The sequence below is a fragment of the Neobacillus sp. C211 genome, from assembly GCF_051842875.1.
Lineage (GTDB): Bacteria > Bacillota > Bacilli > Bacillales > Cytobacillaceae > Neobacillus.
This window is the reverse complement of sequence record NZ_JBPXRO010000011.1, coordinates 68,771-84,418: the sequence shown is the minus strand read 5'-3', so window position 1 is coordinate 84,418 and position 15,648 is coordinate 68,771. Positions and strand designations below refer to the sequence as shown.

13 protein-coding genes are annotated in these 15,648 nt (G+C 37.1%); 1 reads left to right on the top strand and 12 read right to left on the bottom strand.

Going from position 1 to position 15,648, the window contains the following annotated elements:
- Positions 1–478: 478 nt before the first annotated feature.
- The 12 genes from ACSU6B_RS12365 to ACSU6B_RS12310 form a co-directional block, all read right to left on the bottom strand.
- Positions 479–1,450: a sugar ABC transporter substrate-binding protein gene (locus tag ACSU6B_RS12365; protein ID WP_410885573.1), complete on the bottom strand. Its 972-nt coding sequence runs from the start codon at positions 1,448–1,450 to the stop codon at positions 479–481.
- 39 nt (positions 1,451–1,489) lie between these two features.
- Positions 1,490–3,553, bottom strand: coding sequence for a PAS domain S-box protein (locus tag ACSU6B_RS12360; protein WP_410885571.1), 2,064 nt, complete (start codon positions 3,551–3,553; stop codon positions 1,490–1,492).
- Complete coding sequence (locus ACSU6B_RS12355) at positions 3,495–4,340, bottom strand: CheR family methyltransferase (protein ID WP_410885569.1); 846 nt, start codon at positions 4,338–4,340, stop codon at positions 3,495–3,497. Before ACSU6B_RS12355 ends, ACSU6B_RS12360 begins: the two co-directional genes overlap by 59 nt.
- Positions 4,337–7,081, bottom strand: coding sequence for a hybrid sensor histidine kinase/response regulator (locus ACSU6B_RS12350; RefSeq protein ID WP_410885567.1), 2,745 nt, complete (start codon positions 7,079–7,081; stop codon positions 4,337–4,339). Before ACSU6B_RS12350 ends, ACSU6B_RS12355 begins: the two co-directional genes overlap by 4 nt.
- 858 nt (positions 7,082–7,939) lie before the next feature.
- Positions 7,940–9,049, bottom strand: a complete 1,110-nt coding sequence (gene menC / locus ACSU6B_RS12345; RefSeq protein WP_410885565.1) for an o-succinylbenzoate synthase — start codon at positions 9,047–9,049, stop codon at positions 7,940–7,942.
- Between the two features lie 20 nt (positions 9,050–9,069).
- On the bottom strand, positions 9,070–9,897 hold the full coding sequence (locus ACSU6B_RS12340) for a GNAT family N-acetyltransferase (protein WP_410885563.1): 828 nt from the start codon (positions 9,895–9,897) through the stop codon (positions 9,070–9,072).
- A gap of 28 nt (positions 9,898–9,925) precedes the next feature.
- Positions 9,926–10,648 (bottom strand): amino acid ABC transporter ATP-binding protein, encoded by a 723-nt coding sequence (locus ACSU6B_RS12335; protein WP_410885697.1) that lies wholly within the window; start codon positions 10,646–10,648, stop codon positions 9,926–9,928.
- Positions 10,649–10,697: 49 nt separating this feature from the next.
- A complete protein-coding gene (locus ACSU6B_RS12330) occupies positions 10,698–11,354 on the bottom strand; it encodes an amino acid ABC transporter permease (protein WP_168244498.1) in 657 nt (218 codons plus the stop codon).
- 12 nt (positions 11,355–11,366) lie between these two features.
- Positions 11,367–12,155: a transporter substrate-binding domain-containing protein gene (locus ACSU6B_RS12325; protein ID WP_410885561.1), complete on the bottom strand. Its 789-nt coding sequence runs from the start codon at positions 12,153–12,155 to the stop codon at positions 11,367–11,369.
- Between the two features lie 12 nt (positions 12,156–12,167).
- Positions 12,168–13,319, bottom strand: coding sequence for an amidohydrolase (locus tag ACSU6B_RS12320; RefSeq protein WP_410885559.1), 1,152 nt, complete (start codon positions 13,317–13,319; stop codon positions 12,168–12,170).
- Between the two features lie 23 nt (positions 13,320–13,342).
- Entirely contained in the window at positions 13,343–14,194 is an 852-nt protein-coding gene (locus ACSU6B_RS12315) for a MurR/RpiR family transcriptional regulator (protein ID WP_215004060.1), read from the bottom strand.
- 434 nt (positions 14,195–14,628) lie between these two features.
- On the bottom strand, positions 14,629–14,814 hold the full coding sequence (locus tag ACSU6B_RS12310; RefSeq protein WP_410885557.1) for a Fur-regulated basic protein FbpA: 186 nt from the start codon (positions 14,812–14,814) through the stop codon (positions 14,629–14,631).
- 291 nt (positions 14,815–15,105) lie between these two features.
- On the opposite strand from ACSU6B_RS12310, the gene ACSU6B_RS12305 reads away from it, so the two are divergent.
- The gene (locus ACSU6B_RS12305) at positions 15,106–15,621 is read left to right on the top strand and encodes a J domain-containing protein (RefSeq protein ID WP_410885555.1); all 516 of its coding nucleotides are present in this window, start codon (positions 15,106–15,108) and stop codon (positions 15,619–15,621) included.
- Positions 15,622–15,648: the final 27 nt, after the last annotated feature.

The window sequence follows — 15,648 nt, the reverse complement described above, 5'->3', positions numbered from 1 at the left end:
GGACAATTAAATTATACGAAAATTAAGACAATTAACCGTTGTATTAATTTTAGGTTTTTTTGTGATATTTTTATTTTTTATCTCTATAGTTAAATTCCGGTGACACACCCCGCATTTTCTTGTTTCAAACACTTTGTTCCACATGACCACTTATTAATAGATTAGTAGGAGATTAAATTATTTAGTTTAAGATAGTCATCACTTCTTTTTATAAAGGTAAAATGAATGGGTTTTATTAAAATTAGCACCATCCAAGTGTTGGATGGTGCTAATTACAAGCTATGTGAAACGGTTTATAACGATCTTCTCCTCTATTTAACACTTAAACGGGCTTTATGAACGAGTTACTTCCTCTTCGAATCTATATAGAAAATAAGGAATACAAAGGAAATGGTCAGGAACAAGAAATTATTACTATTTTGTGTTCATCAAAAAAAAGTGTCAGGCACCATCCAATTTTCTGGTTGGTGTCTGACACTCATTTATTCATTTCCTGGTATTCATTTAACAATTTATTCAGGAAGTCTAGTCTCTGCTTCGCATTCTCTTTGATTATGATATCTACGCCTGTATCAACAACTTTTTCAACATTTTCTCCTCTTGTTACTTTCAATGCTGTTTCAACGCTTAAATATCCCATATCATAAGGATTTTGTGCTACTGTACTAGATATCGTTCCATCCTTGATTAACTCCAGCATATCAGGGATTCCGTCTGCTCCGATGACTGGTATCGTAATACCTTGTTCCTCCAATACCTTTATTACTTGTACAGCAGAAGTGTCATGTGTGGCAAAGACTCCCTTAATATCCGGATGATCATGTAATATCTTTGTCATTTCTTTTTTTACTGTCTTGGGATCATCCGATATCCCTACAGTTTCTGCCGCTAATGTGATCCCTGCATCTTTTAAAGCCATTTTAGCGCCGTTTATCCGTTCTCTAAATACTGAAAGGGACAAATCGCCACCGATAATGGCCACTTTATTTCCAGGTTGAAGCTGCGAGGCTAAAAGTGAACCTGCTTTTTTTCCTAAATCCACGTTATCGGTACCGATATAAGAAGTTTTATTTTCCAGTGGAAAATCATTATCTACTAATAATACAGGGGTTTTTTTGGTTTCCGTAAACTTTTCCAGTATAGGAATAACCGTTGAATCCGTCGGTGCGACAATTAATACATCTGGATTTTCTTGATAGGTCTTCTCTAATAATCTACTTTGTGCTTCAGCAGATTCATTACGTGGTGCGATAACCTTCCCATCAATGCCAAAATCTCTGAATCCTTTTTCAGCGCCTGCTTTAATAATTTGCCAATATTGTATGTCTAAACTTTTTAAAACAATGACCACTTTCGGTCTTTCATCTACAAATGAATTAGAAATAAAACTTATAATGATGACAGAAATAACCGCTCCTACAAGATAAACTAGCTTTCTATTTTTTAACAATACATCCTCCCCTCTCCCTTATTTTAAGAATAGTAACGATCAGTTATTAAGAATGGGATTTAATTGAAAGCGAACTGAGAAAATGGTCCCCTCATCCCCCGTTGTTATATTAATTTCAGCGTGGTGTCGTTTTGCTACACTGTAGCAAATAGCCAAACCTAATCCTGTACCCGTTTCCTTCGTTGTAAAGAAAGGTGTTCCTAATTTTTGTAGAACGTCCGGGCTGATGCCGTGACCCTGATCTTTTATTTCTAAAATGACGGCTTGGTTTTTTGTATATGTTTTTATCGTAAGTTTTCCATTCGACGACATGGCATCGAGTCCATTAAGGGCGATATTTAAGATTAGCTGACGGATTTCTTTTTGATCGATATAAATATCCGGACACTTATTTAAATCAAGCTTAACTTGTTTATTTGACCGAAAAGCCTCCGCTTGAATGAGTGGAGATAATGCTTCTAGTATCGTATTTAAGTTTTGCTTTTTCTTCACACTGACCTTGTTTTTGGCTAAATTAAGAAATTCAGTAATAATCGCGTTCGCCCTATGTAATTCATCTAACATCAAATCAATGATCTCTGCTGATAAATTAGCGCTGTTATTCCTTGATAATTGTAAAAATCCTTGAACTGTGGTCATCGGATTTCTAATTTCATGGGCAATTCCTGCTGCCATTTCACCGATTAAATTCAACCGATCTAATCGGGACATCTCTTTCTCTAAGTGAACGGTATCGGTAACATCTGTTAAAACAATTAACGTACATGGTTCAGGATGGATATCAATCATTTCAGTCGATAATAATCCATCGCGAATATCCCCGTTTTTTGTTTTATAGCTAATTTTCTTATTACGAATTTTCCGATCAAGATCAATCGGTTTACCCGTTGATTCATCCACAAAATTATTCACATTTATTTTGTGTTTTTCCAACTCAGCGTGGCTATATCCAGTAAATTTTATCCAACTAGTATTTACTTCAATAAAAGTTAAATTCTTCTGCGAAAAAATCGCCATTAAACAGGGACTAGATTCAAAAATTTTCCGAAATCTTTCTTGGGAACGGTAAAGATGGTTGGCGATTCTTTCTCGTTCCTCTATCTCTGTTTGTAGTTTTTCGTTAGCCCTTATCAGTTCTAGCGTTCGTTCTTCTACTTTTTGTTCCATTGTAGTGAATTGGAGTTTTTTAATTTCCTCTATCTGCTTTCTTTCTGTGACATCCCGAATCGAACAAACAAAAAGCAGTTGATTGTCAACAGTGGTTTCCCCGATAAGAATGTCCGCATAAAAGTGACTTTCATCTTTCCGAATAGCCACCGATTCGATCACCTTTCCAACAGATTGCTTGATTGAGGAAAAGAATGAAAACGAAGAATCCTGGACTTCGTTACCCATCCATTTTAGAAAAAGCATTACCACATGTTTACCGATTAATTCCTCAGCCTTGTAACCAAACATGCTTTTTATTGCTGGATTCACTGATAGAATGGAACATTGATCGTCAAACGTAAGGATCGTGTCGACGATGGTTTCACCAATAACTTTGGATAATGCCTCTGTCCGCCGTAAATTTAACGTTGCTCTATCTAACTTTTTATTCACTTCATTCAGTTGAACTTTACGTTCTCGATCGGTCTGAATGATATTTTCTTTGTGATTTTGATAAATTTTAACAAATTGTTCGATTTTCTGTTTCAATGTTTTGGGATTAAAGGGTTTAAAAATATAATCAATGGCCCCTACTGCATACCCTTGATGCACATGTTCTATATTTTGACTAATCGCAGTGATAAAAATGATCGGAATATGTCTTGTTTTTTCTCTAGCCTTAATGAGCTTCGCCGTTTCAAATCCATTTAGCCCCGGCATCTGTACGTCCAGTAAAATAACAGCAAAGTCTTGTTTTAGCATACATTTTAACGCTTCTTTTCCTGAATTTGCGCTTACCAAGTGGTAATTGGGAGAAGTAAGTACAGCTTTCAGTGCTAATAGATTTTCAGGATGATCATCCACCATTAAGATATTTACCTTTTTAAACTGGGGACTAATTAATTTTTCGATAGAGTTTTTCTGATGCGTCAAATTCTCCGTAACAGTTTTCATAACTAGTAAATTTTATCCCCTCTCTTTTACCCAACCCAAGAAAACCTGATGGACATAGGCTATTATATAATAACGTATGGACATGATTTTGAAGAACCTTATCAAAATAGATAAAGACATTTCGGCATATAATTATATCAAACTCGTTAAATGATTGATCCGTTACTAAATTATGCTGCGCAAACACGACATTTTTTTGCAAAAAGGGATGGAAAAAAACCTTATCATCCACTGCCTTATAGTATTCAGAAAAGGCCCTTTTCCCGCCTGCCTCGATATAGTTTTTTGTATAGAGCTGCATCCTATCTAATGGAAAAGTACCTTTCTTCGCCTTTTCTAGGACAATTTTGTTTAAATCGGTAGCAAACATTCTCGTTTTTTCGTAAATCCCTTCTTCATGTAAGAGAATAGCCATGGAATAGACCTCTTCCCCTGATGAGCAGCCAACATGCCAAATTCGAATTTCAGGATAATCTTTTACTAACGGAATGATTTTTGTTCGGAATGACTTAAAAAATGAAGGATCCCGGAACATCTCTGTCACATTAATCGAGAAATCAGAAAGCAATTCCCCCATGACTTCTGAATCGCGTAGTACCTTTTCCTGAAGAGCCGATATACTTGCAAGATTCTCCTTACAAACACGATGGCGAATTCTCCTTTGGATGAAAGGAAAGGCATAATTTCGAAAATCATAACCATAATAACGAAAAACGGCCTCTAGGAGTAATTCTATTTCAATTCTTTCTATCTCTTCTGACTTGAGAATATCAGGTGCTTTTATCAAATTTTCTGGCCCTCCTTACTATACAACCATACTTGAATTAAAGAAAATAACTGGTCTAAGTTAATTGGCTTACTTATATAATCCGTTGCTCCAGCATCTAAACATTCTTCTCTACTGCGTTTCATTGCCTTGGCTGTAAGGGCGATGATTGGTAATGCTTGAAATTCTGTTATTTGGCGAATTTGTCGCATGGCTTCAAACCCATCCATCTCAGGCATCATAATGTCCATTAATATTAAGTCTGTATCTGGGTTATCCTTTAATACCTCAATCCCTTCACGACCATTCTCTGCTACAATAATATTCATTTCATATTTTTCAAGAGCAATTGTTAAGGCATAAACATTCCTTATATCATCATCTACAATGAGTATTTTCTTGTTTTTCAAAGAAGAAATCCCATTTTGATTTTCCCGATCTTCTATATCTTTAAGTGGGTCATCCTCATAAAGACTTATCGCAACTTCTTCTAAAGCGGTATTTCCCACTATTTTGTTGATCGTTTGATAGTATGGCAAATATAAAGTGAAGATGCTACCTTTCCCTTTCATACTCATTACCTCAATAAATCCACCTAATAACTGTGCCATTTCTCGACTAATGGAAAGTCCTAATCCAGTGCCCCCATATTGACGACTTGTCGTTCCATCTGCTTGTTTAAAGGCATCAAATATCGTATCTTGTTTGTCTTTATCAATGCCAATTCCCGTATCGATAACGGAGAAAGCAAGCATTGAATTCGCTTGAACTCCCTCAGATAGATTCCTGCTGAAGTCTTTAACTTCCTTCCGGACAACTAATGATACACTGCCACGTTCAGTAAACTTAAAAGCATTGGAAAGTAGATTTTTTAAAATTTGCTGTAAACGTTGTTCATCCGTATTGAAAGTCCCTGATAAATTTGCATCCATTTTAATAGTAAACTGTACATTTTTTTGAATCGCAAGAGGAGAAAATTGCCGTTCAATAAAATCTTGCACATCCTGTAAGTCCACCTCTGTAGGGTTTACATCTAATTTACCTGACTCCACTTTCGCTAAGTCTAAAACATCGTTTATTAAATGAAGTAAATCATTCCCCGATGAGTAAATCGTCCGAACATACTCCTCCTGATCAGCCGTAAGATTTCCATCCCCGTTTTCAGCGAGTATTTGCGCTAATATTAGTAAACTATTTAGAGGTGTTCTTAACTCATGGGACATATTCGCTAGAAATTCCGATTTATATTGTGAGCTTAGTGCCAATTGTTGAGCTTTCTCTTCAAGCGCCTCCCTAACCTTTTCGATTTCCTCTTTCTTTTGTTCAGAAGCTATATACTGCTCCTCAAGTTTTTCATTCGTCGTCCTTAACTCCTCTTGTTGTAACTGCAGTTCTTCTGATTGAGCTTGGAGTTCTTCTGTCAAGGCTTGTGATTCTTGCAATAATCTTTCTGCTTTCATATGGCTGACAATACTGTTTATCTTGATACCAATATTATTAGTTACGGCTTCCAATAGCTTAACCTGAAGCGGACTTAAGGCCTCAAATGATGCAATTTCAATAACAGCTAGTACATCATTTTCAAATTGTATCGGTAAAATCATAATATTTTTCGGTGAACCTACTCCTAGTCCTGATCTAATTTTTACGTAGTGATCTGGGACATTGGTTAGTAAGATGGATCGTTTTTCAAGTGCACATTGGCCGATCAGACCTTCTCCAAAACGAAAACGCATATAATCTTTATTATCATTCAAAGAGGCATAGGCTGAAATCTTTTTTAGATACTTCTCTCGCTCTTCCACTTCCTTAACATAAAAAACTCCGTAACTTGCTCCTACCATCGGTACAAGTTTTGTAATTAACAATTCTGCTAACATAGAAACATTTTCAACCTCAGGATAAATGGTAGCAATTTCGGCAATTTTCCTATTCAGCCAACTTTGCTCTTCTGCTACTTCTTTTAATTGTTTCTCTAGCATACTTTGTTCCTCTAGTGCATGTGCCATTTTATTAAAGGAAACTGCGATTTCACCCAACTCACCCTTAGTGGAAAGTTCAATTCGGGGCAATGAACTAAAATCACTAGTTGTAGCACTTTTCATAACAGCTGTTATTTTGTTCAGGTTATTTGTCATACCTCTAATAATCCAAAACGTGAAACCAATGCCAATACATAAAGCAATGGCAAGATAAATGTAAATAATGGTGACAGCCATATTGTAAGTATCTTTAGACCTTAAAAGTTCATTTTTCATCTTTTGTTCTTGCAATCCATAGAGAAGATCGGCAATTTGAATCATTCTTTGTCTTATAAGTTCAGAATCCGTCCAAAAGACTGCAGGAATTTCCATTTCCCCATTTAGCTTTTTTGCTGTCAAAGCTTGCTGCCCCATATTTTTATATGATTCTTGCAATATTTTAAACTTTGCAATTAGTTCTTTAGATTTCTCTTGCTTGTCCATTTTTTCTAATGATTCAATCGCCGATTGCAAATTGGTATGGGAATCTTCCCAAGAATTCGCCGCATTTAAATGGATATCATTTCCACGATTAGTTAACATCGAAGTTAGCTCTAGACCTATTCTAGAAGTCTCATATTTAATATCGGAAGCCATTTCGATTCTCTCATTTAGATCATTAACAACAACGTTCATATTCACTGTCGATTGTTCGAGCATGTTCATTAAAATGATTGCGATAATAAAAAACAATAGCAGTAATGAACCGATGCTCGTATAGAGCTTTGTTTTAAATTTCATAAGACCTCCATATTTCCTATCGTTTATTAACAGGTTATTCTATTAAACTAAAATCGTAATTGTCACAAAAAATAGAATATTCAAAATAACAAAACATCCCATTTATCAATTATCTTTCATATTTTTATATTTTACTTTAAGTCAATATTATCGTCTACATAATATTTTATATAAATAAAGGAAAGTGGCTAATAAAAAGGATGCACATACTTCCACCCATAATTAGTAGATATTACATCAAAAGCCTGTTAAAAATGTCCAATTCTAGAGGGTTTTGAAGAATTATAGTAAATGTGAAGGATTCACTCTTTATCGTTTTATTATTTCAATATAACAAACTAACGAGTTCACCGTACTAGACGATTAACCCCTGCTTCAAACAATCACCTTCATTATAATAGTACTACAGTTCCCGCTTTTTTTCTTCTATTGGAATGGAGACAATCAAAAATAATAGGAAACATGATTTATTTCACATACAAATGAATCCAAATATTTTAAAATATTCTTTAAAATAGAAATCAGGTGAAGGTGGTGTAGCAGGATTTCGGGCCCAGACCGAAGAAGAAGAAAACGTCTATCCGATGGTACCCCCTAACCATAACAACCATCAAACCATACTATCTCGAAAGTAAAAAACGCCAAACCATTGTGGAATTCAAAGGTTAGGCGTTTTTTTAGGAAGGAATCGTCCAGAAGTGTAAAAATGAGCGAATTTTCGCATTTTATGGACTAATTTTCGTTTCCAATAGGTGAGAATAGATTCTCTCAGCGAATTATTAGCTTCTATCAGCGAATTTGCATGTTCTATCAGCGAATCTAGGAAGGTTAGGTCTATATTTTATAAATATACATTAATTATGAATGAAAAGTACGGCTATACAGCGTATATTTGTCAATACGCTCCCGGTTCGGTTCATACCCGATACCGGGTTGTTTTGGAATCGTAATCATCCCGTCTTCCACTGTTACCTCAGGATCAATAATATCCTCCTTCCAATATCGGGCAGAAGCAGCTGTATCACCTGGGAGAGTAAAATTAGACAGGCTTGTTATTGCAATATTATGCGCCCTGCCAACCCCAGCCTCAAGCATGCCGCCACACCAGACGGGAATCCCATTCGCCTCACATAAATCATGGATTTTTTTAGATTCTGTTAAGCCTCCGACACGCCCAATTTTAATATTAATAATTTTACAACTGCCAAGTTGAATAGCCTTTCGCACGTCATCCACACTATGGATACTTTCATCCAGACAAATCGGTGTCTCGATTTGGGCTTGAAGCTGCGCATGATCGATGATATCATCAAAGCCCAACGGCTGCTCAATCATCATTAAATTAAATTGATCCATCGCCTTAAGCGTTTCGATATCCTCTAAAGTATAAGCGGTATTTGCATCCGCCATTAATGGAATATCTGGGTAGTGTTTTCGAATCTCTGCTAAAATGTTTAAATCCCATCCTGGTTGAATTTTCACCTTGATACGTTTATATCCTTCTTCTAGATGACCCTCAATCAATGCTAATAATTCTTCGACCGTATCCTGGATCCCAATACTGACACCGACCTCAATCTTTTCAAATGTTCCTCCAAGGGCACTCGATAGACTAACTCCTTGCTGTTTAGCATAAGCATCCCAAATGGCCCCTTCAAGGGCAGCCTTTGCCATGTAATTCCCTCGGATATGATAAAAGCGTTCGGATACCTCATCTGGATGAGAAATTGGCTCTTTCAGAAGAAGTGGAATCAGAAAATCCTCCATCATATGCCAATTGGTTTTGACAGTTTCTTCTTTATATGTGGCATCAATCGCAGCAACGGATTCAGCCCAACCCGTAATGCCATCCTTTGTTTTGACTTCGACCAAAATAAAATCTTTATCATATTCGGTCCCTACAGCGGTCGTGAAGGGGTGTAATAGATCCATTTTCATATGTCTTAACACAATTCGTTGTATTTCCATCCTATTTATACCTCTCTCCGTTAAGTATGTTTCTTGGTTAATACATAATGATGAAGGTAAGGCTGATCACTTTTCTGTAATGCCGTAACCGTCCACCCTTTGCTCATATAATGGGTAAAAATCTTGCGCGTTTTCATTCTCCATTCCAATGCAGCATTTAAATTATTCGATTTAATCGTTTGGAATTGATTTGGAACCGGAACATAGAGGAGATTGGCCCAGGCATCCCTCTCGCTATCTAGAAAAATATCCTTCGGTACCGGCAAGCCCTCTGCATCCTCGTCCACTTGAATCAAGAGGGGCACTTCATGGTTATCAACGAAATCTTCCATCCTCTTAGACGTTTCCTCAGCTATGTTCCATTCCACTAAGAAGCGGTCAGAAGGCAACCCTGCATTAAGAATATCAGGCATTTCACCATAACAATTCTCAATATACTGCGTACACACTCCGCCTAGTTTGCTTAAATTAAGGTATCCATTGACCGTTTCTAGTGGGTCATACGTCCATATGATGAGTTGATAGCCCATCTTTCGTGCTTCTTCACGCTGCTTTAATTTTAATTTTTCCCCGATTCCCATTTTTCGAAAATCTGGGTGAATCCCCATACTATGCGAACAAAGATAGACTTTTGTCCCATCAAATCCTGGAAAGCTATACTGAAAGCCAATTAATCGAGTTCCAGAAAAAGCGCCAATCACCATACCGCCATTTTTAACGACGGCAATGCTATGGTTAACGGGGACCGGATCCTCATCAGCCCAAACAAGACTTTCTAAATCTCTCACAGCAGTCAATTCTTCTGTCGTATGTAACATGCGTATTGTAATCAGTTTTTGTAAGTCCATATTGAGTAACTATCCTCCTGCCAATTGATTAGATGACATTTTTAAGAAAGCTTTTTAAACGATCACTAGTAGGATTGGTGAACAGTTGTGCTGGAGCTCCTTGTTCTTCAATGACCCCGTCACACATATAAATGACGCGATCGGCCACTTCTCTAGCAAACTTCATTTCGTGAGTCACAATCAGCATCGTCATTCCTTCTTCGGCCAATCCCTTCATAACATTAAGAACTTCACTAACAAGTTCTGGGTCTAAGGCGGAGGTCGGTTCATCAAACAGCATAATTTTTGGATTCATCGCCATCGCCCGTGCAATCGCGACCCGCTGCTGCTGACCCCCAGAAAGTTTCCTTGGGTATACATCTTTTTTATCTTTAAGCCCGACCCTTTCTAGTAAAACTAATGCCTTTTCGACGGCTTCTGCCTTCGACTTCTTTAACGCCCGAATCGGCGCTTCAATAATGTTTTGTAAAACGGTCAGGTGCGGAAATAAGTTGAATTGTTGAAACACCATCCCTACTTCCCGTCTAATTTGTTGAATGCTCCGCGGCGAATAGTTCAATACCGTGCTATCAATTGAAATTCGGCCAGATGAAAGAGTCTCGAGCCCGTTCAGACAGCGAAGGAGTGTACTTTTCCCCGATCCGCTGGAACCAATCAGGGCAACCACTTCGCCAGGGTACACTTGTAGATTAATCCCTTTTAAGACCTCCAGCTGATTAAAACTTTTATGGACATTTTCAATTTCAATAATAGGATAAAGATGATCTTTCACTTTATTTGACAAGGTAGGTCCTCCCTTACTAACGTTCGCTAACCGACAACTTAAATTCGACCTTTCTTAAGAAAAACGAGAAGATCGTTGTCATCACTAAATAAAGAACGGCTGCAGTAATATAGAACTCGATAAACGCATAGTTGGTTGATGCAAATCTTTGTGAAGTCATCATTAATTCTGAAACAGTAACAAGAGAAGCGAGCGATGAATCTTTTAGTAGTGTAATAGACTCATTGCCAATCGCAGGGATGCTTACTCTTAACGCCTGCGGGAGAATAATTCTCCGCATGACTGTTGGATAACTAAGACCTAGTGATTGTGCTGCTTCCATCTGTCCTTTAGGGATTGACAAGATCCCTCCTCTTAAAATTTCGGCAATATAGGCTCCAGCATTTATTCCTAAAGCTATAACAGAGGCGGTAAAGGGATTCAACTCAATCCCTATTTGCGGAAGACCAAAGTAGACAAGAAATAGTTGAACCAAAAGTGGGGTCCCTCTAAGGACCCAAATATAAAAGTCTGCGAACAAAGACAAAATCTTAAACTTTGAAATCTTCATGATCACGATAATGATTCCCATAATTAACCCTAGTACTAAGGAAACAATAGAGATTTCAAGTGTCATTAGAGATGCCTCGAGTAGAAATGGAATGTACTGAGTAACAAGAGAAAAATCTAACATATCTTTAGCTCCTTATCGGATGTCTTTTCCAAACCATTTTTTACTAATTTCCTCATATTTTCCGTCTTTTTGCATTTCAGCTATAATCTTATTGATCTCTTTACGGAGATCATTATCTTCTTTTCGAATGGTCATTCCTGCTAGCTCTGTGTTCAATAGACCATCAATTGCTACTAAACTATAATTTTGATCGTGAATAATTTTTGCACCGACACCTTGGTCTGTTGATACACCTTCTAATCGGCCATTTACTAAATCCTCAAAGGCAAGAAAATCATTCTTATACAGTTTCACATCGGCCCCAAGCTTGGTTACCTCTTCTGCAGCAGTGGTTGAGATCGTTACACCAATTTTTTTCCCCTTCATGTCTTTTGGTGCTTTGATGGAAGAATCTTTTGGAACAAACAACTGATTGCCTGTTGTAAAATAAGGGTCACTAAAAGAGACTTTCTTCTTTCTTTCGTCTGTAATGGCCATATCGGAAATGATAATATCAAACTTTTTGCCTGTTAATGCAGGGATCATACTATCCCATGGGTTAGAGACTAAAACTGCTTTCACACCCAATCTTTTTGCCACTTCTTGAGCAATGTCCACGTCAAATCCTTCTAATTCATTACTTTTATTGATGTAGTTATAGGGAGGATACGCCCCTTCCATTGCAATCTCAATTTTTCCCTTATCCTTAATGGATTTAAGCGTATCACTTTTTGCTAAACCGCTAGTTTCTTTGCTGCCACCGCAGGCTGCCATGATCAGTACTAGACATGCTAAACACAAACCAACCATATACTTTTTCATAATGATCCCCCATTAATGTTTATTTTCATTATTTTTTGAAGCGGCATTATAAAGTAGACTTGTTAATATTTTCGTTCCATATAGTAGTGCCTTCTTATTGAATTGCATGTCCGGGTGGTGAAGTCCAGGACGTAAGTCACAGCCTAATCCAATCATGGTCGCCTTTACATCGGGATTTTGCAGGGTATAAAAATGAAAATCTTCTCCTCCTTGTGAAATACAATTGTCTACTACATTTTCTTCTCCCAAGACAGAGGCAGCGGCAGCCTTTGCTAGTTTTATAGCTTCCGTATTTAATCTTGCAGCAGGAACAAATTCTTTCAAGGTTCCGTTTATACTTGTCCCAGTCAAAGTACCGACCTTATCTAGTAAATCCACTGCTCTCGACTGCAGTTCATCCATTGCTCCATTTGTACTTGCACGTAAATCCAAAATAAAATTTGCAGTTTCCGGAATGACATTGGAGGAATCTCCTCCAGCATGTAAACCTGTCATTTTAATTGAAAAGGAGTCCGGGCTTTTTAATCGAATGTTTTGCAATGCCTGAATTAAGTAGGAAGCGGCTTCGATTGGGTTATTTCCATCCTGAGGCCGCGATGCATGTGCTTGCTTGCCCTTGATGACCCCGTAAATGGTAGCACAGGAACTATGAACAATGGCAGGAGCCACTTTCCCCATTGGAACTTCCATCCATGGACGAAGATGAACACCAAATAAGTATTGAACGCCTTTCAAAGCACCCTCTTGCATCATTCGCAGCGCCCCCTCCCCCTTCTCCTCTGCTGGTTGAAAAATAAACCGGATCGGTTTAGTCTGATAAGATTTATTAGCAGCTATTGCTAAGGCAGTATGTAATACCATGGTGCTGTGGGCATCATGCCCGCAGGAATGATTGGGTTGAACCTTCCCTTTCACTTCTTGTAATAGGGCATCCATATCCGCACGTAAAGCAACGATCTCGTTGCCTTCTCCTGGAATATCCGCAACAATACCAAAATGCCCTTCGTATGTTTTAAATGAGATCCCTGCTTTCGCTAATTCTTCCTGAATATATTGTGAAGTTTTCTGTTCCTGCCAGCTTGGCTCCGCCAATTGGTGCAGATCAGCATAAGTCTTTAGAATCGCTTGTTCCTGCTCGTTCATAAAATTGATAAGCTGGCTCATAATGGAACTCCCATCCTAATTTGTCATTCAACAAACACACCATAGTTTGAGTAAAGTTCTTCTAATTTTTGCTGTCGAACTTGGATTGCATCCGAATTTTTCACCTTCATCCCAGCAATGATAAAATCCAACAAAATGATCGCGGGTGTGATGGAATGGGCGGCCGATTCGGAATCTTCTTCTGTTGTCAGCGTATAATCGGCGATTCGACCAATCGGAGACAATAAACGATCGGTAACGCAAATGATTGGAACCCCTTGTTTTTTGGCACATTCTGCAATATGCAGGGTTTCCTTCGAATAACGAGGAAACGAGATAATAAATAGAACAGAGCGATCACTTAAATCGGTTAACCGCTCATAGATTTCTCCTGTTGACGGACAAAGTGTGACTTGATCCCGCAGTGTATGAAGCTGAAAAGAAAACCAGTGAGCCGGTGCATAGGATGCACCCATTCCCAAAATGAAAATCCGATCTGCTTTGATTAAAACATCAACGACCTTCCAAAGCTCTGTTTCATTGAGCTGGTGATTGGTTTGTCGCTGGGAAAGAATTTCCTTTTCCAAGATTTCCGTAAAAAGAGAAGTGTGCTCTTCTTCTTTATTTTCGATTTTGGAATTTGTATTGAATGGATGCAAACTTTTGTTTACCATCTGCTGTTGAATGTAATGGAGCATTTCGCTAAATCCATTGAATCCCAACGCATAGGAGAGTCGGATGACGGTGGTTTCACTAACATCTACCTTTCGTCCAATCATAGTTGCCGTGTCAAAAGCTGATTCATCAAGTTTTTCAATCAGATGTTTGGCTACTTTTTTTTGTCCAGGAGACAACGTTTCATATTTTTCCTTAATAATCGTTTCAAAGCTTTTCATATGTCCTCCAATTCTTGCAGGAAATTCTTCATAATTTATTAATGTTGCAGTAACTTCTTTATTGTTTTTTATTATACCCTATTCGTTGAATATTTAGAAATCTTTTTTTATAAAAAATTTCTTGTTTCTTTAAAATCCACTTATAAACAAAAAAGTGTCAGGCACCCTCCAGTAAATGGGTGGTTCCTGACACCTAGCTTTTATGATGCATCCTTTATTGGAAAAAACAAAAAAGCCGCCAAAGCAGCTAGATTTTCAACTGTTACTTCCCTTTAATTTAATAATTGGTACCTATGTAAACAATTTTAAAGAAATCAAATTCGTAAACCTACGATTATCACTTTCCTACTTCATACTTCATATTAAATGACAATATAGTTCTCCGCCCCGATTATCATTAAATTCTAAGATTATTTCAGTTGAAGAATGCTTTTTTATCTTATTGTTTTTGTACTTGAATCCAAACCATTTGTTTCAACATATTGGTACTCAGTTTCGAGTTCACACAAAGTCCATTCATACAAATGTTTATTATTTTTTTTAAATATTCCGGATCTTATAAGTTCATTTATTAAAAATTGCCTTTTTAGGTGGACAGCTTTTCGTTGGTTATTTTTCATTAAGAAGGGTTCCACTCCTTTCATAAGGGCAATTATAAATGAGATTTTTTAAGAATTTGTCGATTGAACGGGTATTTAATGACTTTTAAAGGAATTGTTAACCTTCTTTAACAAAAGAAAATGTCTTTCTAAAAATTTAATCTAAAAGTTAATTTTGAAAATAATTCTTAATAAAACTTAATATTATCGTAAACCTGAAAAGTTTTTATGTATGATACATTGAATTTAACTTTAAAAACAAAAAGTACATAGAAATGTGAAAAAAATTAGAAACAAGAATGAGTGGATCACATGTTAAATGTAAAAGAGGTAACTGAACTGCTAAGGGATGAAGGGATAACAGCTAGTGAACAAATCGTCATACGTTGGATCCTCGAGGGGAAAATAAAAGCGAAAAGGACCAAACATCTTAATATTGACTTCTTGATCCAACCAAAAGATCTAGTTGCATTCATACTAGAAAAGAAAATTGAGGACAAGATTAAACAATTTGGTATGGATTATCTGCATTGGGAAAAGACGTTTCAAGAGAACCAGAAATTAAAAGAGGAAATCGAAGAGGTAAAAACTTCTATTCGGATCGAACAAGCAAAAGTTAGTGGCTTAAAAAAAATGTTAAAAGCAGAATATGCTCTTTCCGATCATCCCCCACTTACCTTTAACTCATTATTTGGTTTAGATGCGGGGACTGAAAAAGCAATGTTGAAGAAAGAGTTTAAGAAACTACTTAAAGCCCTTCATCCCGATCGAGCTGGTGACGAGAGACTTTTCAAAGTGTTTTATGAACATTACAAAAAGACCATTTAAATTTAATATTTTTCTACAAACAGTAGA

Bases quoted from the DNA above. Each gene is read 5' to 3' on its own strand.
- ACSU6B_RS12310 (WP_410885557.1), bottom strand. From the start codon at position 14,814: ATGAAAAATAACCAACGAAAAGCTGTCCACCTAAAAAGGCAATTTTTA.
- ACSU6B_RS12360 (WP_410885571.1), bottom strand. From the start codon at position 3,553: ATGAAAACTGTTACGGAGAATTTGACGCATCAGAAAAACTCTATCGAA.
- ACSU6B_RS12305 (WP_410885555.1), top strand. From the start codon at position 15,106: ATGTTAAATGTAAAAGAGGTAACTGAACTGCTAAGGGATGAAGGGATA.
- menC (WP_410885565.1), bottom strand. From the start codon at position 9,049: ATGGAAATACAACGAATTGTGTTAAGACATATGAAAATGGATCTATTA.
- ACSU6B_RS12320 (WP_410885559.1), bottom strand. From the start codon at position 13,319: ATGAGCCAGCTTATCAATTTTATGAACGAGCAGGAACAAGCGATTCTA.
- ACSU6B_RS12350 (WP_410885567.1), bottom strand. From the start codon at position 7,081: ATGAAATTTAAAACAAAGCTCTATACGAGCATCGGTTCATTACTGCTA.
- ACSU6B_RS12315 (WP_215004060.1), bottom strand. From the start codon at position 14,194: ATGAAAAGCTTTGAAACGATTATTAAGGAAAAATATGAAACGTTGTCT.
- ACSU6B_RS12340 (WP_410885563.1), bottom strand. From the start codon at position 9,897: ATGGACTTACAAAAACTGATTACAATACGCATGTTACATACGACAGAA.
- ACSU6B_RS12330 (WP_168244498.1), bottom strand. From the start codon at position 11,354: ATGTTAGATTTTTCTCTTGTTACTCAGTACATTCCATTTCTACTCGAG.
- ACSU6B_RS12325 (WP_410885561.1), bottom strand. From the start codon at position 12,155: ATGAAAAAGTATATGGTTGGTTTGTGTTTAGCATGTCTAGTACTGATC.